This is a genomic window from Microbacterium sp. NPDC087665 (assembly GCF_044743285.1).
Classification (GTDB): Bacteria; Actinomycetota; Actinomycetes; order Actinomycetales; family Microbacteriaceae; genus Microbacterium.
On record NZ_JBIUWD010000004.1, the window covers coordinates 494,112 to 512,115 of the forward strand.

The 18,004-nt window shown below is 66.8% G+C and carries 19 protein-coding genes and 2 tRNA genes; 2 read left to right on the forward strand and 19 right to left on the reverse strand.

Going from position 1 to position 18,004, the window contains the following annotated elements:
• From ACIOSY_RS12260 to ACIOSY_RS12310, 11 genes are all read right to left on the reverse strand, one after another.
• Positions 1-564: an NUDIX hydrolase gene (locus ACIOSY_RS12260; RefSeq protein ID WP_400853559.1), complete on the reverse strand. Its 564-nt coding sequence runs from the start codon at positions 562-564 to the stop codon at positions 1-3.
• Positions 561-1,829, reverse strand: coding sequence for an ATP-dependent Clp protease ATP-binding subunit ClpX (gene clpX, locus ACIOSY_RS12265; RefSeq protein WP_400853561.1), 1,269 nt, complete (start codon positions 1,827-1,829; stop codon positions 561-563). The genes ACIOSY_RS12260 and clpX overlap by 4 nt, the downstream gene beginning before the upstream one ends.
• A 181-nt stretch (positions 1,830-2,010) precedes the next feature.
• Entirely contained in the window at positions 2,011-2,862 is an 852-nt protein-coding gene (locus ACIOSY_RS12270; RefSeq protein WP_400853563.1) for an aldehyde dehydrogenase family protein, read from the reverse strand.
• Positions 2,859-4,301 carry an aldehyde dehydrogenase family protein gene (locus tag ACIOSY_RS12275; protein WP_400853565.1) on the reverse strand — a complete coding sequence of 481 codons (1,443 nt, stop codon included), beginning with the start codon at positions 4,299-4,301 and terminating at the stop codon, positions 2,859-2,861. Before ACIOSY_RS12275 ends, ACIOSY_RS12270 begins: the two co-directional genes overlap by 4 nt.
• A 13-nt stretch (positions 4,302-4,314) precedes the next feature.
• Complete coding sequence (gene deoC / locus ACIOSY_RS12280; protein WP_400853567.1) at positions 4,315-5,316, reverse strand: deoxyribose-phosphate aldolase; 1,002 nt, start codon at positions 5,314-5,316, stop codon at positions 4,315-4,317.
• A complete protein-coding gene (locus ACIOSY_RS12285) occupies positions 5,313-6,248 on the reverse strand; it encodes a sugar-binding transcriptional regulator (protein WP_400853569.1) in 936 nt (311 codons plus the stop codon). The genes deoC and ACIOSY_RS12285 overlap by 4 nt, the downstream gene beginning before the upstream one ends.
• 152 nt (positions 6,249-6,400) lie before the next feature.
• On the reverse strand, positions 6,401-7,042 hold the full coding sequence (locus ACIOSY_RS12290) for an ATP-dependent Clp protease proteolytic subunit (RefSeq protein ID WP_400853571.1): 642 nt from the start codon (positions 7,040-7,042) through the stop codon (positions 6,401-6,403).
• Positions 7,043-7,061: 19 nt separating this feature from the next.
• Complete coding sequence (locus ACIOSY_RS12295; RefSeq protein WP_400853573.1) at positions 7,062-7,658, reverse strand: ATP-dependent Clp protease proteolytic subunit; 597 nt, start codon at positions 7,656-7,658, stop codon at positions 7,062-7,064.
• Positions 7,659-7,737: 79 nt separating this feature from the next.
• Positions 7,738-8,220: a tetratricopeptide repeat protein gene (locus ACIOSY_RS12300; protein ID WP_400853575.1), complete on the reverse strand. Its 483-nt coding sequence runs from the start codon at positions 8,218-8,220 to the stop codon at positions 7,738-7,740.
• A 68-nt stretch (positions 8,221-8,288) separates the two neighbouring features.
• Entirely contained in the window at positions 8,289-9,749 is a 1,461-nt protein-coding gene (gene tig, locus ACIOSY_RS12305; protein ID WP_400853577.1) for a trigger factor, read from the reverse strand.
• 59 nt (positions 9,750-9,808) lie between these two features.
• Positions 9,809-9,882 (reverse strand) — tRNA-Pro (locus tag ACIOSY_RS12310).
• A 109-nt stretch (positions 9,883-9,991) separates the two neighbouring features.
• Here ACIOSY_RS12310 and ACIOSY_RS12315 point away from each other — a divergent pair.
• Together ACIOSY_RS12315 and ACIOSY_RS12320 are read left to right on the forward strand one after the other, a co-directional pair.
• Positions 9,992-10,065 (forward strand) — tRNA-Gly (locus ACIOSY_RS12315).
• A 59-nt stretch (positions 10,066-10,124) separates the two neighbouring features.
• The gene (locus ACIOSY_RS12320) at positions 10,125-11,372 is read left to right on the forward strand and encodes a hypothetical protein (protein WP_400853579.1); all 1,248 of its coding nucleotides are present in this window, start codon (positions 10,125-10,127) and stop codon (positions 11,370-11,372) included.
• Positions 11,373-11,474: 102 nt separating this feature from the next.
• Here ACIOSY_RS12320 and ACIOSY_RS12325 read toward each other — a convergent pair whose 3' ends face one another.
• From ACIOSY_RS12325 to rapZ, 8 genes are all read right to left on the reverse strand, one after another.
• A complete protein-coding gene (locus ACIOSY_RS12325) occupies positions 11,475-11,828 on the reverse strand; it encodes an RNA polymerase-binding protein RbpA (protein WP_400853581.1) in 354 nt (117 codons plus the stop codon).
• Positions 11,828-12,076 carry a preprotein translocase subunit SecG gene (secG, locus tag ACIOSY_RS12330; RefSeq protein WP_247622132.1) on the reverse strand — a complete coding sequence of 83 codons (249 nt, stop codon included), beginning with the start codon at positions 12,074-12,076 and terminating at the stop codon, positions 11,828-11,830. Before secG ends, ACIOSY_RS12325 begins: the two co-directional genes overlap by 1 nt.
• A gap of 81 nt (positions 12,077-12,157) precedes the next feature.
• Positions 12,158-12,949 (reverse strand): triose-phosphate isomerase, encoded by a 792-nt coding sequence (gene tpiA, locus ACIOSY_RS12335; protein ID WP_400853584.1) that lies wholly within the window; start codon positions 12,947-12,949, stop codon positions 12,158-12,160.
• Positions 12,940-14,154, reverse strand: coding sequence for a phosphoglycerate kinase (locus tag ACIOSY_RS12340; RefSeq protein ID WP_400853586.1), 1,215 nt, complete (start codon positions 14,152-14,154; stop codon positions 12,940-12,942). Before ACIOSY_RS12340 ends, tpiA begins: the two co-directional genes overlap by 10 nt.
• Before the next feature lie 10 nt (positions 14,155-14,164).
• A complete protein-coding gene (gene gap / locus ACIOSY_RS12345) occupies positions 14,165-15,169 on the reverse strand; it encodes a type I glyceraldehyde-3-phosphate dehydrogenase (protein ID WP_400853588.1) in 1,005 nt (334 codons plus the stop codon).
• Positions 15,170-15,272: 103 nt separating this feature from the next.
• Positions 15,273-15,899, reverse strand: coding sequence for a superoxide dismutase (locus ACIOSY_RS12350; protein WP_400853590.1), 627 nt, complete (start codon positions 15,897-15,899; stop codon positions 15,273-15,275).
• A gap of 186 nt (positions 15,900-16,085) precedes the next feature.
• Complete coding sequence (gene whiA, locus ACIOSY_RS12355; RefSeq protein WP_400853592.1) at positions 16,086-17,063, reverse strand: DNA-binding protein WhiA; 978 nt, start codon at positions 17,061-17,063, stop codon at positions 16,086-16,088.
• A gap of 67 nt (positions 17,064-17,130) precedes the next feature.
• Positions 17,131-18,003, reverse strand: coding sequence for an RNase adapter RapZ (rapZ, locus tag ACIOSY_RS12360; RefSeq protein WP_400853594.1), 873 nt, complete (start codon positions 18,001-18,003; stop codon positions 17,131-17,133).
• Between the last annotated feature and the right edge of the window lies 1 nt (position 18,004).

The following is an 18,004-nucleotide window of genomic DNA, read 5'->3' on the forward strand; positions in this document are numbered from 1 at the left end:
TCAGCCGACCGCTGCGCGATCGCGAAGGGCTGCCTGCGCCTTGAACCAGGTCAACTGGTGGTAGCTCTGCGCCAGAAGCCCTGCGGCGCTGTCGAACGGCACGGCGCGCACCGCGATCGACTCCGTGTCGTCGAGGGACTGCTCGGCGACCTGCACGCAGTCTCGTGCGAGAAAGTGGTGGACCCTGTTCGTGTGCGTACCGAAGTTCGCCCAGGTCGCCCCGAGGGCGATCATCTCGGCGGCCTCGTAGCCCGTCTCTTCGCGGAGTTCGCGAACGGCGGCATCCACGGGACGCTCTCCGGCGTCGGCGCCGCCCCCGATCGTGCCGAGTGCGACGATGCCGGCCCCGTGGCGGTACTCCTCGACGAGGATCGCGTCGCCCGACGCATCGACCGCCAGCACCGAGACCCAGTCGCCGTACTCCAAGACGTAGAACGGCGCGATCGTTCGCCCCTGACTGTCGACGCAGTCGTCTGATCGCAGTCTGATCCATCGATCAGCGACGAGCATCTCGCTCGCGGTCGTGCGCCAAGGCCCGGGCGCCGGCGCACCGACGGAGGTCATGCGCTCTTGCGCTTGCGCTCCATGACGATCGTGGGCGGGGCGCCGTCGTCGACGGCTGCCCGGGTGACGATGACCTTGGCGACGTCTTCTGCCGACGGGATCTCGAACATGATCGGCCCGAGCACGTCTTCGAGGATCGCGCGGAGACCGCGAGCGCCCGTCTTGCGGCCGACCGCGAGGTCGGCGATCGACCGGAGGGCTTCCTCTTCGAACTCGAGCTGCACGCCGTCGAGCTCGAACATGCGCTGGTACTGCTTGACCAGGGCGTTGCGCGGGCCGGTGAGGATGTCGATCAGGGCATCCTGGTCGAGCGGCGACACGGACGCGATGACCGGCAGGCGCCCGATGAACTCGGGGATCAGACCGAACTTGTGCAGGTCTTCCGGCAGCACCTCGCTGAAGAGGTCGAGGTCTTTGTTCTTGTCGTGCAGCGGGGCGCCGAAGCCGATGCCGTGCTTGCCGACGCGCGCCGAGACGATGTCCTCGAGTCCGGCGAATGCGCCGGCGACGATGAACAGCACGTTCGTCGTGTCGATCTGCAGGAATTCCTGGTGCGGATGCTTGCGCCCGCCCTGCGGCGGAACCGACGCCACCGTCCCCTCGAGGATCTTGAGCAGCGCCTGCTGCACGCCTTCTCCCGAGACATCGCGGGTGATCGACGGGTTCTCGGCCTTGCGAGCGACCTTGTCGATCTCGTCGATGTAGATGATTCCCTGTTCGGCGCGCTTGACGTCGTAGTCGGCTGCCTGAATGAGCTTGAGGAGGATGTTCTCGACGTCTTCGCCGACGTAGCCGGCTTCGGTCAACGCCGTGGCGTCGGCGACGGCGAACGGCACGTTGAGACGCTTCGCCAGCGTCTGGGCGAGGTACGTCTTACCGCAACCCGTCGGGCCGATGAGCATGATGTTGCTCTTTGCGATCTCGACCTCGTCGGCCTTCTGCTCGGCCGGCTGCAGCGTGGAGTGCGCGCGGGTGCGCTTGTAGTGGTTGTAGACGGCGACCGCGAGAGCCTTCTTGGCGGGCTCCTGGCCCACGACGTACTCCTCGAGGAACGCGAAGATCTCGCGCGGCTTGGGCAGATCGAAATCGGACACGCCCTCGGCGGAGGACTCCGCCATCCGCTCCTCGATGATCTCGTTGCACAGCTCGACGCACTCGTCGCAGATGTACACACCGGGGCCAGCGATGAGCTGCTGCACCTGCTTCTGGCTCTTTCCGCAGAACGAGCACTTGAACAGGTCAGCGCTTTCACCGATACGGGCCATGCGCGTCCTCCTAGTGGGGATCCAGAGATCGTGTTCCGAGCCTAACCTCTGCATCGGACACCGGGACGCATTGGCGCGGACTCGCCGTCCGCGAGTCCGCGCCGTGTGACAGAGGGGCCGGTTCGCAGGATGCTGCGAACCGGCCCCTCTGTCAGGTCCGATCAGATCCGATCGGTTCGGATCAGACCATGCTCTTCGTGTGCCACACGGTCTTCACCTCGGTGAAGGCGGCGATCCGCTCCGGTGAGGCCACGACGTCGCCCGGCGTGAGCACCCGCGTCAGCGTCTCGGCCGCGGCGATCTGCAGGTCGACCCAATCGAGATCGCCCGCTCCCGCGAGGTCGAGGGCGTTGACGTCCTGGTGCGAGGCGAGCCACGGCGCGATCTCGGCCGGGGATCCCGTGATCACGTTGACGACGCCCCCGGGGACATCGCTCGTCGCGAGCACCTCGGCGAGACTTATGGCCGAGAGCGGATGCCGTTCGCTGGCCACGACCACGACCGTGTTGCCGGCGACGAGCGCCGGAGCGACGACCGACACCAGGCCGATCAACGCGGAATCCTGCGGTGCGATGATCGCGACCACGCCCGTCGGCTCCGGCACGGTGATGTTGAAGTACGGTCCCGCGACCGGGTTCGCGTTGCCTGCGATCTGCGCGTATTTGTCGCACCAGCCGGCGTACCAGACCCAGAGGTCGATCGCGTCTTCGACCTGGGCGGCCGCAGCCGAGGCCGAGACGCCCTCCTGCGCGACGATCTCGTCGATGAACTGCGCGCGACGCCCCTCGAGCACCTCGGCCACGCGGTAGAGCACCTGGCCGCGGTTGTACGCGGTCGCACCCGACCAGCCCTTGACGGCGGCGCGTGCGGCGACGACGGCATCCCGCGCGTCCTTGCGGGATCCCTTCGCGGCGTTGGCCAGGAAGACGCCCTTCTTCGAGACGACCTCGTACGTGCGGCCGGACTCGCTCCGCGGGAATGCGCCGCCGATGGCGAGCTTGTACGTCTTCGGTACGGTCAGTCGCTTGCTCATGCGGACGCCCCCTTCAGGTATGCGGTGAGACCCTGACGGCCGCCCTCGCGGCCGTATCCGGACTCCTTGTATCCGCCGAACGGGCTCGACGGGTCGAATCGATTGAACGTGTTCGCCCAGATCACTCCGGCGCGCAGCCGGTCGGCCACGGCGAGGATCCGGGATCCCTTGTCGGACCAGATGCCGGCCGACAGCCCGTAGGGCGTGTTGTTGGCCTTGGCGATGGCCTCGGCGGGCGTGCGGAAGGTGAGCACCGAGAGCACCGGGCCGAACACCTCGTCGCGGGCGATGCGGTGGGAAGCCTCGACCCCGGTGAAGATCGTCGGGGCGAACCAGAAGCCCTTCTCCGGAATCGCGCAGTCTGCGGTCCAGCGCTCGGCACCCTCGGCCTCGCCGATGTCGCTGAGCTCGCGGATGCGAGCGAGCTGGGCCGCGGAGTTGATCGCACCGATGTCGGTGTTCTTGTCGAGCGGGTCACCCAGACGCAGGGTCGACAGGCGGGTCTTGAGCCGGTCGATGACCTCGTCGTGGATGGACTCCTGCACGAGCAGACGGCTGCCTGCGCAGCAGACATGGCCCTGGTTGAAGAAGATGCCGTTGACGATGCCTTCGACAGCCTGGTCGATGGGGGCGTCATCGAACACGATGTTCGCGGCCTTGCCACCGAGCTCGAGGGTGAGCTTCTTGTTGGTGCCGGCGACGGCGCGAGCGATGTCTCGGCCGACTCCGGTCGATCCGGTGAAGGCGACCTTGTCGACGTCGGGGTGACGCACCAGCGCCGCGCCCGTCGCGCCGGCTCCGGTGACGATGTTCACGACACCGGCGGGGAGGTCGGCCTGCTGCAGGATCTCGGCGAAGATCAGCGCCGTGAGGGGCGTGGTCTCTGCGGGCTTCAGGACGACCGTGTTGCCGGCGGCCAGAGCCGGAGCGACCTTCCAGGCGAGCATCAGCAGGGGGAAGTTCCACGGGATCACCTGACCGGCGACTCCGAGCGCACGGGGGTTCGCACCGAGACCGGCGTGATCGAGCTTGTCCGCCCATCCCGCGTAGTAGAAGAACCAGGCGGCGACGAGAGGCACGTCGACGTCCCGGGACTCCTTGATCGGCTTGCCGTTGTCGAGGCTCTCGGCCACAGCCAGCTCGCGAGCGCGTTCCTGAACGAGGCGGGCGATGCGGAACAGGTACTTGCCGCGGTCGCGGCCGCTCATCTTCGACCAGGTCTTGTCGTAGGCGCGACGAGCCGCGGCGACAGCGCGGTCGACGTCGTCATCGCTGGCCGAGGCGATCTCGGCGATGCGCGACTCGGTGGCCGGGGAGATGGTCGTGAAGGATGAGCCGGAGCCGTCGACGAACTCGCCGTCGATGAACAGGCCGTAGCTGTCCTTGAGGTTCAGGAGCGCCGTGGATTCCGGCGCGGGAGCGTATTCCAGAAATGACATGTTCGTATCCCAGTCAGTCGATCGTGACGTAGTCGGGGCCGGAGTAGTGGCCGGTGGTGAGCTTCTGACGCTGCAGCAGCACGTCGTTGAGAAGGCTCGATGCGCCGAAGCGGAACAGGTGCGGCTGAAGCCATTCCTCCCCCACGGTCTCTGCGACGGTGACGAGATACTTGATCGCGTCTTTCGAGGAGCGGATGCCACCGGCCGGCTTGACGCCGATCTTCTCGCCCGTGGCCTGGTGCCAGTCGCGAACGGTCTCGAGCATGAGCAGCGTCGTCGGGAGCGTCGCTGCCGGCTGAACCTTGCCCGTGGACGTCTTGATGAAGTCGCCACCCGCCAGGATGCCGAGCCAGGAGGCCCGCTTGATGTTGTCGTAGGTGTTGAGCTCGCCGGTCTCGAGGATCACCTTGAGCGAGGCGTAGCTGCCGTCTTCTCGTCGGCAGGCTTCCTTCACCCGGGCGATCTGGTCGAAAACGAGTCCGTACCTGCCGGAGAGGAATGCTCCTCGGTCGATCACCATGTCGATCTCATCGGCACCGGCGGCGACCGCCTCCGCCGTGTCGGCGAGCTTGATCTCGAGCGACGATCGACCGCTCGGGAATGCGGTGGCAACGGCGGCGACCGAGATGAGCCCGTCGTCCGGGTCTCCGTGCAGAGCGCCGAGCGCGGCGACCGCGTCGCCGACCATGTCGCCGTAGACGCAGACCGCGGCGACCTTCGGACACGTCGGGTCAGCGGCATCCGGGTTCTTCGCCTTCGCGACGAGCGAGCGCACCTTGCCGGGGGTGTCGGCGCCCTCGAGCGTGGTGAGGTCGATCAGCTCGATGATCTTGTCGAGCGCCCACGCCTTCGAAGTGGTCTTGATCGAGCGCGTGCCGAGTCCGGCAGCGCGCTGCTCCAGGCCCACGGCGTCGACGCCGGGAAGGCCGTGCAGAAAACGACGGAGCGTGGCATCGTCGGGGTCTCCGCCGAGGACGTCCACCGCCGTCCTGCGGGTCAGTTCATTGGTCGTCATTGTTCCTCCAACAATGCTCGTGCTGTGGTCTCATCGGTAACCAGAACCCCGCACAGGCCACTCGTGACCACGGTGCGGGCGATGTCGTGTTTGGCGGGGCCGGCGGTCACGAAGATCGCCTTCTTGGCCCCGCGGAGTCGGTCGAGGCTCACGCCGACCGTCCGAGCGTCGAGCTGCGAGTCGACGATGTTGCCCTCGGCGTCGACGTAGCGTCCGAGAACGTCGCCGACGGCCCCGCGCCGGGCGAGCTCCTCGACGTCGGAAGCGCTGAGGTAGCCGTTCTCCACGTGGGCGGACGACGCGTCGCAGGGGCCGGCCGTGAACAGGAATGCCTGCGCCTGGGCGGCTTCCTCGAGGATGGCGGCGACCGTGCGATCGGCTTCGATGGCCTGTTTGGTCTCGACCCGCTCCAAAATCGCGGGACTCGGCAGGAGCGAGACATGGCCGGACGCGCGCTGGGCGATCGTGACCGCCAGACCGGCCGCACCGCCGGATCGACGGTTGAGGCTGACTCCCCCGTTGAGCTGAACGACGGTGACACCGCTCGCCCATCCGTCGGGCAGCGCTTCGGCGACCGCGCGGAGCGTGCGGCCCCAGCTCACACCGAGCGTGCGGGGAACGGGGCGCATCGCCGTCAGGAAGTCGGCTGCCGCCTGCGCGACGCGTTCGAGCGTCCCGTCATCGCCGTCGGGGGCGGGGACGACCACGGCATCCGCGAGACCGAACCGCTCGACGATCTCGCGTTCCAGGCCCAGCCGCCTCGCGCGGGGGTGGATGATCTCGATGCGAACGATGCCGCGCTCGCGAGCCTGCGTGAGCAGACGCCCGACCTTCCACCGAGAGATCTTGAGGAGTCCGCCGATCTCGTCTTGCGTCTTGTCCTCGTCGTAATACAGCTCAGCGACGCGCACCATCAGCAGTTCGTCTTCCACGGCATCCTCCTTCCGCACCCAGCCTACGACTGTTCCAGCGTAAGCGCATCGTCATGCTCATATGAGCAGACCTGTCGCGTTCGCCGCACATCTGCCGGATACGCCGAAGGGGCGATGGTCGAGATGACCATCGCCCCTTCGAGAAAAAGACCTCAGACGCGCTTGCGCGTCGTGAGAACCTGATCGACGATTCCGTAGTCCAGCGCCTGAGCGGCGGAGAGGATGTTGTCGCGATCGATGTCACGGTTGATCTGCTCGACCGGCTTGCCGGTGTGCTTCGCCATCGTCTCTTCGAGCCAGGTGCGCATCCGGAGGATCTCCGCCGCCTGGATCTCGATGTCCGAGGCCTGACCCTGACCCGCCTCGCCCATCGCGGGCTGGTGGATGAGAACGCGGGCATTCGGCAGCGCGAGACGCTTGCCGGGCGCGCCGGCCGCGAGCAGTACGGATGCGGCCGAAGCCGCCTGCCCGAGGACGACCGTCTGGATCTGCGGCGCGACGTACTGCATCGTGTCGTAGATGGCCGTCATCGCGGTGAACGAGCCACCGGGCGAGTTGATGTACATCGTGATGTCGCGCTCGGCGTCCTGGCTCTCGAGAACGAGGAGCTGGGCCATGACGTCATCGGCGGATGCGTCGTCGACCTGCACGCCGAGGAAGATCACTCGATCTTCGAACAGCTTGTTGTACGGGTCGGAGCGCTTGAATCCATAGGCCGTGCGCTCCTCGAACTGCGGGAGCACGTAGCGGCTGGACGGCAGGTTGCCAGCGGATTGGAAAGTAGGGGTGTACATGTGAGTCCTTTCGAATCCGTTATTCTGCGGCGTCCGCAGTGCCGCCGCCGCCGGTCACGTCGCTGGCGTGCTCGCGGATGTGGTCGACGAAGCCGTACTCGAGCGCCTCTTCCGCGGTGAACCAGCGGTCGCGATCGCCGTCGGCGTTGATCTGCTCGACCGACTTGCCGGTCTGCCCGGCCGTGATCTCGGCGAGGCGCTTCTTCATCGAGAGGATGAGCTGCGCCTGGGTCTGGATGTCGCTCGACGTGCCGCCGAAGCCACCGTGCGGCTGGTGCAGCAGCACACGCGCGTTCGGGGTGATATAGCGCTTGCCCTTGGTGCCGCTGGTGAGCAGCAGCTGACCCATCGAGGCCGCCATTCCGATCCCGACGGTGACGATGTCGTTCGGGACGAACTGCATCGTGTCGTAGATCGCCATACCCGCGGTGATGGAGCCACCGGGCGAGTTGATGTAGAGGTAGATGTCTTTCTCTGAGTCTTCTGCCGCGAGAAGAAGAATCTTCGCGCAGATCTCATTGGCGTTCTGGTCACGTACCTCTGAACCAAGCCAGATGATGCGATCCTTCAGCAGCCTGTCGAAGACGCTTGTCGCGACAAGGGGTTCTGCAGCCATTTCAGCTCCTGTTTCCGTGTTCGTGCTTCGAATCTACCGGCGACGGCACGGCGCTCAGGCCGTGTTCGCCGTCGGCATATCAACGTGGCGGATCGACCAGCTCACGTGCGTAGGCGGTGACGGAGCGCGTGTAGCGCGGAAGATGCGGCGCCAGCGCCTCGAGTGCGATGGCGGCGGCCTCTCGGCTCTTCCCGAGCGTCACGAGCGTCAATGCGTAGAACGCAGACGCGGCGTCTGCGAGGGGCCCACCACGCTCGCGCTCGGCCCGCAGCAGCTCCAGGGACTCGTCGACCTTGCCGAGGTTGCGCAGCGTGCTGGCGAGCTGGATCACGGCCTGGGGCCGGTGCTCGTCGTCGAGTCCGGCGTCGAGGGCGCGGCGGTACAGAGCTTCTGCCTCGACCTCCACGCCTGCGGAATCCCGCGCCCCTGCGCGCTCGAACAACGCCCGGGCGTCGCCGTCGGCGCGTTCCCGGGCCAGCGCGTCGATCCGGTCGATGCGCTCGGCATCACTCACTGCGTCGTCGTCCCACACGGCGGCGACACGCTCGTTCCAGCTCTCCATCTTTTTCCTTCCGGTGACGAAAAGGGGCGGATGCCGCAGCATCCGCCCCTTTCATCGTGATCGGTCGATCACTCGGCCTTGTCGGCCGCCTTCTTGGCCGGAGCCTTCTTGGCGGCGGGCTTCTTCGCGGCGGGCTTCTCGTCGGCGTCCGCAGCGTCGGCCTTCTTGGCCGGAGCCTTCTTGGCGGCCGGCTTCTTCGCGGGAGCCTTCTTCGCGGGCTTCTCCTCCGACTCGGCGGCGTCGGCCTCGTCATCGGTCACGATGAAGTCGGACAGATCGACGGTCTTGCCGTTGGTGTCGACGACCTTGACCTTGCCGAGAGCGATCGCGAGGGCCTTGTTGCGGGCGACCTCGCCGACGAGCGCGGGCAGCTGGTTCGACGACTGCAGAGCCTCGACGAACTCCTGCGGCGCCATGCCGTACTGCGAAGCCGACTGCACGAGGTACTGGCTGAGCTCCTCCTGCGAAACCTGCACATCGGCCTCTTCGGCGATCGTGTCGAGCAGAACCTGCGTGCGGAACTGCTTCTCGCTCGCCTCGGTGACCTCGGCGCGGTGAACGTCGTCTTCGAGACGGTTCTCGCCCTCGAGGTGGTTGTGTACCTCGTCTTCGATGAGCTTCGGCGGCACCGGGATCTCGATCTGCTCGAGCAGCGTCTCGACGAGCTTGTCGCGAGCCGCGGAGCCCTGGGCGAACACGCCCTGCTGGGCGACGCGCTCGGCGAGGCTGGCGCGCAGCTCGGCGATCGTGTCGAACTCGCTGGCGATCTGCGCGAAGTCGTCGTCGGCCTCGGGAAGCTCGCGCTCCTTGACGGCCTTGACGGTCACGGCCACCTCGGCCTCAGAGCCGGCGTGGTCGCCGCCCACGAGAGCGGAGCGGAACGTCGTGTCCTCACCGGCGGTGAGCGATTCGATCGCGTCGTCGATGCCCTCGAGCAGCTCGCCCGAGCCGACCTCGTAGGAGACGCCCTCGGCGCGGTCGATCTCTGCGCCATCGATCGTGGCGACGAGATCGAGCTCGACGAAGTCGCCCTTGGCAGCGGGACGGTCGACCGGCACGAGCGTGCCGAAGCGGGCGCGCATGTTCTCGAGCTCGGCGTCGAGCGCAGCCTCGTCAGTCTCGACCGCGTCGACGGTCACGGTGATGCCGTCGTAGGCGGGCAGTTCGATGTCGGGGCGCACATCGACCTCGACGTCGACGAGCAGGTCGCCGGAGAAGTCCTTCTCGCTCGGCCACTGCGTGATGTCGGCGGCGGGACGGCCGACGACGCGCAGCTTGTGCTCGGCGGTCGCGTCGCGGAAGAACTTGTCGAGACCTTCGTTGACCGCGTGCTCGATGACCGCGCCGCGACCGACGCGCTGGTCGATGATCGGTGCGGGCACCTTGCCCTTGCGGAAGCCGGGGATCTGAACGTCCTGTGCAATGTGCTCATAGGCGTGAGCGATGCTGGGCTTGAGGTCGTCCGGGGTGACCGTGATGGTGAGCTTGACCCGGGTCGGGGTCAGCTTCTCGACGGTGCTGTTCGCCATGCTCGTGTGTTCTCCTTGTGGTTTCCGCGGTGAACCGCGTGTGAGGCCTGGAGGCCGTGTCGGGGCGACAGGAGTTGAACCTGCGACCTCCCGCTCCCAAAGCGGGCGCTCTACCAAGCTGAGCTACGCCCCGGGGAATCGTCATGCAGATTCAGCCCCCACGAGTCTAACGGACAGGAGCACGCCCCACAGTCCGCTATGATCGATGAGTCGGTAACCGAGCATCTCTCAGGCTCGGATCCGGGGCTGTAGCTTAGTGGTAAAGCCTTAGTCTTCCAAACTAATGATGCGGGTTCGATTCCCGTCAGCCCCTCCACTCCGAAGACCCCCAGTCAGCAGACTGGGGGTCTTTCGCTTTCTCGTAGACTCATCCCCATGTCCGCGCCGAGCGCCGACGGAGGGGATGCCGTGAGCACGACGAGTCCATTCGAGGATCAGCGGTCTCCCCTGCCCGGGCGGCATCAGCTGCCCGCGCACTTCTCGGGCGTCTCCGTCGTTCCGCATCCCCGCCGCAAGGCTCGGCGGGGCCTCGTGTTCGGCATCCTGGGCGGCGTTCTCGTCGTCGCCGCGTGCGCGGCCGTGCAGATCGGCGCCAACCTGCGCTTCGATGACGCCGCCGCCGAGCACGTCGCCGTCGGCGCCCAGGCGATGGATGCCCGGTCCGCGCTCGACGAGGAGAACGCCGATCTCGCGATCACCACGTCTGCAGCCGAGAAGATCATCGCCGGCAATACCGGCGCTCTCATGGAATCGGCGCCGATCGACGCGTTCTCCGCGGCGATCGGCGAGGCGAAGGAAACGAGTGCGGCGGCCGACGAGCTGCTCACCACCGACATCCCCACGGTCTCGTCGAAGCCCGGATGGTTCTGGGAGCTCTTCGGAACGGCGGACGCACTCGATGGCCAGACGGAGGACATGCACGCGTTCGTGACCGATCTGGAGCAGCAGTCCCCCGAGATCGATGACGCCCGGACGACCGTGACCGAAACCGGGGTGGCGGTCCTCGCCGCCGCGGCGGCCGCGGCACCCGCGTTCGAGACCGCGCACATCTCGGCCAGGAACCTCGACGTCATCGCGCTGCGTGACGCCGCAGCCGGCGCGGCCACCGTCACGACGATCGACGATACGGCCGTCGAGCGGCTCGCGGCTCTCCAGTCCGCGGCAGCGCAGGTCGTCGTATCGCAGGATGCCGAGCTGGCGGAGAAGTCCGGTCCGCTGATGAACGCGCGGCTCGAGGTCGAAGCGTTCGCCCGTTCACTCGCCCCCGGAGTGCTCCTCGAGTTCGACTGGGCACCGGTCGTCAGCGGCGCGGGGTACAACGGCAGCATGGGCGGCTACACCACCTGGTGGTGGAACGACCCGGATCGCGCCGTCATCCAGTTGTCGAACTCCGTCGCCGAGCAGTGGCCGGCGGAGCGCAGCCGAGCACTCGTCGCGCACGAGGTGGGCCACGCGATCAGCGTGAAATGCGAGAACATGTACGACTCATCGACGCAGGACAGCATCGAGAAATGGGCCACCGCCTGGGCGATCAGCATGGGCTTCACAGACGACGCGAACGGTGTCTGGGCGTACGGGTATCCGCCTCAGAGCTACATCGACGCAGCCGCCGGGTGCCGCTAGACACCGGAATCGGCCGCCGCCGCCGCACGAGGTCAAGCGGCCGCAGGGACGAGAATGCCCCCGCGATGGTTCGCGGGGGCATTCTTCACGAGCGGTCGGAGATCACTGACCCCGACGTTCGCGGAGCTGCGTGAGAGCGTCCTCCAGAAGCTGAACGGCCTCCTCGTCGGTACGGCGTTCCTTCACGTACGCGAGGTGCGTCTTGTAGGGCTCGGCCTTCGCGAGCGCGGGAGGGTTATCCCGGTCGCGCCCGGCCGGCAAGCCGGACTGCGGGTGGTCGATGGTCTCGGGGATCTCGTCCTCCGGCAGACCGGCCGCGAAGTATCGCACCGTCTCATTGCCGAGGCCGTCCCAGTACGACACCGCGATGCGGTCCGCGTGGTAGCCGTGGTCCTGCTCCCCCATCGGTCCGGAACCGACACGGGTTCCGCGAATAGCGTTGCCACCGGTAGCCATCAGATCACCTCGAATTTCGTAATGAGACCGAGCGCGACGATCGCGACGAACCACGCGAGCGCCAGGACGACGGTGAAGCGGTTGAGGTTGCGCTCGGCGAGGCCGGACGAACCGACCGCCGAGGACATGCCTCCGCCGAACATGTCGGAGAGACCGCCGCCGCGACCCTTGTGAAGGAGGATGAGGAGGGTCAGCAGAACGCTGGTGATACCCAGCACGACCTGCAGAACGAACTCGAGAATTGCCACGAGGAAGAGCCTTTCGCTGGGGCAGGACTACCCCGGTAACGGTCAAGTATACGGTGCAGCGGGGCCGAAGCCCCGCCGCACTCACACTCCGACGTGCTTCTCGAAGCGGATGATCGCTGCGAACTCGTCGACCACGAGGCTCGCGCCACCGACGAGAGCGCCGTCGACGTCGGGCTCGCGCATGAAGCTCGCGATGTTGCCGGACTTCACGGAACCGCCGTAGAGGATGCGCGTGCGCGCTGCCGCCTCGTCGCCGAGAACCTTGGCGACGACCGCACGCAGAGTGGCGCAGACATCCTGCGCCTGCTGCGGAGTCGCGGCCTGGCCCGACCCGATCGCCCACACGGGCTCGTAGGCGACGACGATGTCCGCCGTCGCGGCGACGCCCTGGAGCGCGACCTCGAGCTGTCCCACGGGAACTGCGCTCGCGCCGAACTTCTCGAGATCTTCCGCCGTCTCACCGACGCAGATGACCGGCACGAGGCCGTGCTTGAGGGAGGCCTGCACTTTCGAGGCGACGACCTCATCGGACTCGGCGTGGTATTCACGACGCTCGGAGTGGCCGATGATGACGTACTTCGCATCGAGCTTCGCGAGGAATGCGCCCGACACCTCACCGGTGTAAGCGCCCGAGTCGTGCGCCGAGACGTCCTGCGCACCCAGGGCGAACGGGATCTTGTCTGCGTCGATCAACGTCTGCACGCTGCGGATGTCGGTGAAGGGCGGGAACACCGCGACCTCGACCGATCCGTCTTCGTGCTTCGCGTCTTTCAGAGTCCAATGCAGCTTCTGGACGAAGGCGACCGCCTGCAGGTGGTCGAGGTTCATCTTCCAGTTGCCCGCGATCAGCGGGGTACGAGTCTTCAGACCCATCCGAGCACCTCCAGGCCGGGTAGTTTCTTTCCCTCGAGGAACTCGAGGCTTGCACCGCCGCCGGTCGAGATGTGACCGAACTGCTCATCGGTGAATCCGAGCTGCCGCACGGCGGCCGCGGAGTCGCCACCGCCCACGACGCTCAGACCTTCGACCTGGGTGAGTGCTTCCGCGACGGCCTTCGTGCCGTTCGCGAAGGCCGGGAACTCGAACACGCCCATCGGACCGTTCCAGAACACCGTCTTCGAACCGCGGATGACCTCTGCGAAGCGAGCTGCCGTCTCGGGGCCGATGTCGAGGCCGATGCCGGCCGCGCCGAACGCGGTCGACTCGATCGCATCTGCGGCGACGACCTCGTGGTCGGCTTCCGCCGAGAACGATGCCGCCACGACGACGTCGGTGGGAAGGACGAGCTCCACGCCGCGTTTCTCCGCCTCGGCGATGTAGCCGCGGACGGTCTCGAGCTGGTCTTCTTCCAGCAGGCTGGACGCCACGGCGTGGCCCTGCGCCTTGAGGAACGTGAAGAGCATGCCGCCGCCGACGAGGATCCGGTCGACCCGCGGGAGCAGGTGCGAGATCACGCCGAGCTTGTCGCTCACCTTGGAACCGCCGAGCACGACCGCGTACGGGCGCTCCGGGTTCTCGGTGAGCTTGTCGAGCACCTCGAGCTCGGCGGCGATCAGCAGACCCGGAGCAGACGGGATGAGCTGCGCGAGGTCGTAGACGCTCGCCTGCTTGCGATGCACCACGCCGAAGCCGTCGGAGACGAGCACGTCGCCGAGTTCGGCGAGCTGCGCAGCGAAAGCACCGCGCGTGTCGTCGTCCTTCGACGTCTCCCCCGCGTTGAAGCGCAGGTTCTCGACGACGACGACGCCGCCGTTCTCCAGCGACTCCACGGCATCCTTCGCGGACTCACCGACCGTGTCGCGCGCGAACGCGACCGGCTTGCCGAGGAGCTCGGAGAGTCGCTGGGCGACGGGCGCGAGGCTGTACTGCGGGTCGGGTGCGCCATCGGGGCGACCGAGATGCGAGCACACGATGACGCGGGCGCCCGCATTGATGAGTGCGTTGAGGGTAGGCAACGAGGCGCGTACACGGCCATCGTCCGTTATGACCCCGTCCCGCAGGGGGACGTTCAGATCACAACGGACGATGACGCGCTTGCCCTCGAGCGAACCCAGTGATTCCAGGGTGCGCAGAGTCATGAGGAGATGCTCAGAGACGCTCTGCCACGTACTCGGTCAGGTCGACGAGACGGTTGGAGTAGCCCCACTCGTTGTCGTACCAGCTGGAGAGCTTGACCTGGTTGCCGATGACGCGCAGCAGACCGGCGTCGAAGATCGACGAGTGCGGGTCGGTGACGATGTCGCTCGAGACGATCTCGTCTTCGGTGTACTTCAGGATGCCCTTGAGGGGACCCTCGGCTGCGGCCTTGTACGCGGCCTTGACCTCGTCGACCGTGACCGGGGTCTTGGTCGTGATGGTGAGGTCCGTGATCGAACCGGTCGGAACCGGAACGCGCAGCGCGAAGCCGTCGAGCTTGCCCTTCAGCTCCGGGAGGACCAGGCCGATGGCCTTCGCCGCACCGGTAGAGGTGGGAACGATGTTGATCGCGGCGGCACGCGCACGACGGAGGTCGCTGTGCGGGCCGTCCTGCAGGTTCTGGTCGGCGGTGTAGGCGTGGACCGTGGTCATCAGACCCGTCTCGATGCCGAACGCGTCGTTGAACACCTTGGCGAGCGGCGCGAGGCAGTTCGTGGTGCACGAAGCGTTCGAGATGATGTGGTCCGTCGCCGGGTTGTAGGTGTCTTCGTTCACGCCCATGACGATGGTCGCGTCGTCACCCGTGGCAGGAGCCGAGATGAGGACCTTCTTGGCACCGGCGTCGAGGTGCTTCTTGGCGAGTTCCGCCTTGGTGAAGAAGCCGGTCGACTCGATGACGATGTCGACGCCCAGCTCGCCCCACGGAAGGTTGGCGGGATCGCGCTCGGCGAACGCCTTGATCTCCTTGCCGTTGACGGTGATGCTGTTCTCGTCGTAGCTGACGTCTGCATCCAGACGGCCGGTGATCGAGTCGTACTTCAGCAGATGCGCCAGGGTCTTGTTGTCGGTGAGGTCGTTGACCGCGACGATTTCGATGTCCGCTCCCTGCGCGAGAGCCGCGCGGAAGTAGTTGCGTCCGATACGGCCGAAGCCGTTGATACCGATCTTGACAGACACTCAGGTCTCCTGATTTCTCGTGCGCTTGCGCGCGGTTTCTTCTAGAGAAGCATGGACAGCGGCGTCCCGACGGGCGATACGTCCGTCAGGACGCCCGTCTTGTTTACGACAGTACCAGCAGGCCAGCGGTCTTCTCGCGGGCGACGTCGAAGCGCTGAGCGACGTTCTCCCAGTTGGCGATGTTCCATGCGGCCTTGACGTAGTCGGCCTTCACGTTGAGGTAGTCGAGGTAGAAGGCGTGCTCCCACATGTCGAGCTGGAACACCGGAACGGTACCCTGCGCCGTGTTCGACTGCTGGTCGAACAGCTGCTGGATGATGAGGCGCTCGCCGATCGAGTCCCAGCTGAGCACGGCCCAGCCGGAGCCCTGGATGCCAGTGGCTGCCGCGGTGAAGTGCGCCTGGAACTTCTCGAACGAACCGAAGAACTCGTCGATGGCGGCCTTGAGCTCACCTTCCGGCTGACCGCCGCCGTTGGGCGACAGGTTGGTCCAGAAGATCGAGTGGTTGACGTGGCCGCCCAGGTTGAAGGCGAGATCCTTCTCGAGCTTGTTCACATTGGCGAGGTTTCCGCTGTCGCGGGCCTCGGCGAGCTGCTCGAGCGCGGTGTTCGCGCCGGTGACGTAGGCCTGGTGGTGCTTGTCATGGTGGAGTTCCATGATCTTGCCGCTGATGTGCGGCTCCAGGGCTGCGAAGTCGTAGGGGAGGTCGGGGAGCGTGTAAGTCGCCATATCGCTTTCATCCAATCCGCGCCGCGCCGCGGCGCCTGCCGATCCTCCACGCCGCCGAAGTGCGGCGAGGAGAGGACGTAACTCATCCTACTGACGACAACGCGCGGCAGCACCCGTTCCTTCCGCCGGATGACGAAGAGCCGACCCTGTCTCCAGGATCGGCTCTCGTATGCGTGCGGTACGACCTCAGACGTCGAGGCCCGCCGGAACAGCCGCTTCGGTGCCCGGGATGCCGTCCTGCTGCGCCCGCTTGTCGGCCATCGCGAGAAGGCGACGGATGCGGCCGGCGACGGCATCCTTGGTGAGGGGCGGGTCGGCATGGTGGCCGAGTTCGTCGAGGCTGGCATCGCGGTGCGCGAGGCGGAGCTCGCCGGCGACCTTCAGATGGTCGGGCACCTCGTCGGCGAGGATCTCCAGTGCGCGCTCGACGCGCGCGCAAGCCGCGACGGCCGCCTGCGCGGAACGGCGGAGGTTCGCATCATCGAAGTTCACGAGTCGGTTGACACCCGCGCGGACCTCGCGGCGCTGGCGGAGTTCTTCCCAGGCGACGGCGGTGCGGTGGGCCCCCATCTCGTTGAGGATGGCGCGGATCGCTTCTCCTTCGCGCACGACCACGCGGGGCATCCCCCGCACTTCGCGCGCTTTGGCGGCGACACCGAGGCGATGCGCAGCGCCGACGAGAGCCATCGCCGCCTCGGATGACGGGCAGACGACCTCGAGCATCGCCGACCGACCGGGCTCGCTCAGGGTGCCGGCCGCGAGGAACGCACCGCGCCACAGGCCGGCGACTTCGGCGCGCGAGCCGGTCGTGAGGCGGTTCGGAAGTCCACGGACCGGACGACGTCGCTGGTCGAGCAGACCCGTCTGGCGGGCGAGGGTCTCCCCCGACTCGATCACGCGGACGGCCCAACGAGCGCCCTCGTTCGCCGTGCTCGACTGCACCTGTGCGATCTCCGGACGCACACCGTAGATCTCCGCGAGATCGCGGGCGACACGGCGCCCGAGCGTCTCGGCATCCACCTCGGCCTCGACGGCCACGCGACCGGCGATCGAATGCAGACCTCCGGCGAAGCGCAAGATCGCCGTGACCTCTGCGACACGCACCGTGGGAGGTGCGTTTCGGATGCTGACCAGTTCTGCTTTGACGTCGGTGGTGAGTGCCACGAGACTCCTTCTACGTTCACGCGCCGGGTCGCGACGCAAACCTCCAGCCTAGCGGCTGGGCGACCCGCTACTCGCGACCGAGGTCGCGATGGCGGACGTTCACGGCCACCCCGGGGATGGCCGACAGCCGCTTCGCCAACTCCTCGGACATCGCGACGGAACGGTGTTTGCCACCGGTGCATCCGATCGCGATCGTGGAGTGGCTCTTGTTCTCTCGCTGATACCCCTCGAGCACCGGCGTCAACGCTGCGGCGTAGGCGTCGAGGAACTCCTTCGCGCCCTCTCTCGAGAGCACGTAGTCGCGCACGGGCTCGTCCTGGCCGGTGAGTCCCCGCAGCTCTTCGTTCCAGAACGGGTTCGGCAGGAAGCGCATGTCGGCCACGAGGTCGACGTCGGTCGGCAGACCGTACTTGAACCCGAAGCTGAGGAGCGTCACGCGGTGGCGCGCCTGCCCCTCCTCGGAGAACAGCTCGGAGACCTGCGTCGCGAGCTGATGGATGTTGAGTGTCGACGTGTCGATCACCATGTCGGCAGACTCGTGGATCGGGGCGAGGCGTGCACGCTCCTTGCGGATGCCGTCGAGCAGGGTTCCGTCACCCTGGAGGGGGTGCGGACGGCGCACGGCTTCGAAACGCCGGACGAGCACGTCATCGGATGCTTCGAGGAACAGCACCCGGACCGAGCCACGTGAGCGCAGCAGTCGAGCCACCTCGGGGAAATCGTCGAAGAGGCTGCGCCCGCGCACGTCGACGACCGCGGCGACCTTCGGGAGTGCGTCCCCGCCCATGTCGGTGAGGTCGATGAGCGGACGCAGGATCTGCGGCGGCAGGTTGTCGACGACGTACCAACCGAGGTCTTCCAGCGCATTCGCGACCGTCGTCCTCCCGGCGCCGGACATACCAGTGACGATGAGGAACTCGCCCTTCTCGGACTCAGTCATC

Excerpts from the sequence above, each read along its gene's own strand:
- ACIOSY_RS12350 (WP_400853590.1), bottom strand. The coding sequence starts at position 15,899 with ATGGCGACTTACACGCTCCCCGACCTCCCCTACGACTTCGCAGCCCTG.
- tpiA (WP_400853584.1), bottom strand. The coding sequence starts at position 12,949 with ATGGGTCTGAAGACTCGTACCCCGCTGATCGCGGGCAACTGGAAGATG.
- ACIOSY_RS12290 (WP_400853571.1), bottom strand. The coding sequence starts at position 7,042 with ATGTACACCCCTACTTTCCAATCCGCTGGCAACCTGCCGTCCAGCCGC.
- clpX (WP_400853561.1), bottom strand. The coding sequence starts at position 1,829 with ATGGCCCGTATCGGTGAAAGCGCTGACCTGTTCAAGTGCTCGTTCTGC.
- ACIOSY_RS12325 (WP_400853581.1), bottom strand. The coding sequence starts at position 11,828 with ATGGCTACCGGTGGCAACGCTATTCGCGGAACCCGTGTCGGTTCCGGA.
- ACIOSY_RS12300 (WP_400853575.1), bottom strand. The coding sequence starts at position 8,220 with ATGGAGAGCTGGAACGAGCGTGTCGCCGCCGTGTGGGACGACGACGCA.
- rapZ (WP_400853594.1), bottom strand. The coding sequence starts at position 18,003 with ATGACTGAGTCCGAGAAGGGCGAGTTCCTCATCGTCACTGGTATGTCC.
- ACIOSY_RS12320 (WP_400853579.1), top strand. The coding sequence starts at position 10,125 with ATGTCCGCGCCGAGCGCCGACGGAGGGGATGCCGTGAGCACGACGAGT.
- ACIOSY_RS12340 (WP_400853586.1), bottom strand. The coding sequence starts at position 14,154 with ATGACTCTGCGCACCCTGGAATCACTGGGTTCGCTCGAGGGCAAGCGC.
- ACIOSY_RS12275 (WP_400853565.1), bottom strand. The coding sequence starts at position 4,301 with ATGTCATTTCTGGAATACGCTCCCGCGCCGGAATCCACGGCGCTCCTG.
- deoC (WP_400853567.1), bottom strand. The coding sequence starts at position 5,316 with ATGACGACCAATGAACTGACCCGCAGGACGGCGGTGGACGTCCTCGGC.
- ACIOSY_RS12295 (WP_400853573.1), bottom strand. The coding sequence starts at position 7,658 with ATGGCTGCAGAACCCCTTGTCGCGACAAGCGTCTTCGACAGGCTGCTG.
- tig (WP_400853577.1), bottom strand. The coding sequence starts at position 9,749 with ATGGCGAACAGCACCGTCGAGAAGCTGACCCCGACCCGGGTCAAGCTC.
- ACIOSY_RS12270 (WP_400853563.1), bottom strand. The coding sequence starts at position 2,862 with ATGAGCAAGCGACTGACCGTACCGAAGACGTACAAGCTCGCCATCGGC.
- ACIOSY_RS12260 (WP_400853559.1), bottom strand. The coding sequence starts at position 564 with ATGACCTCCGTCGGTGCGCCGGCGCCCGGGCCTTGGCGCACGACCGCG.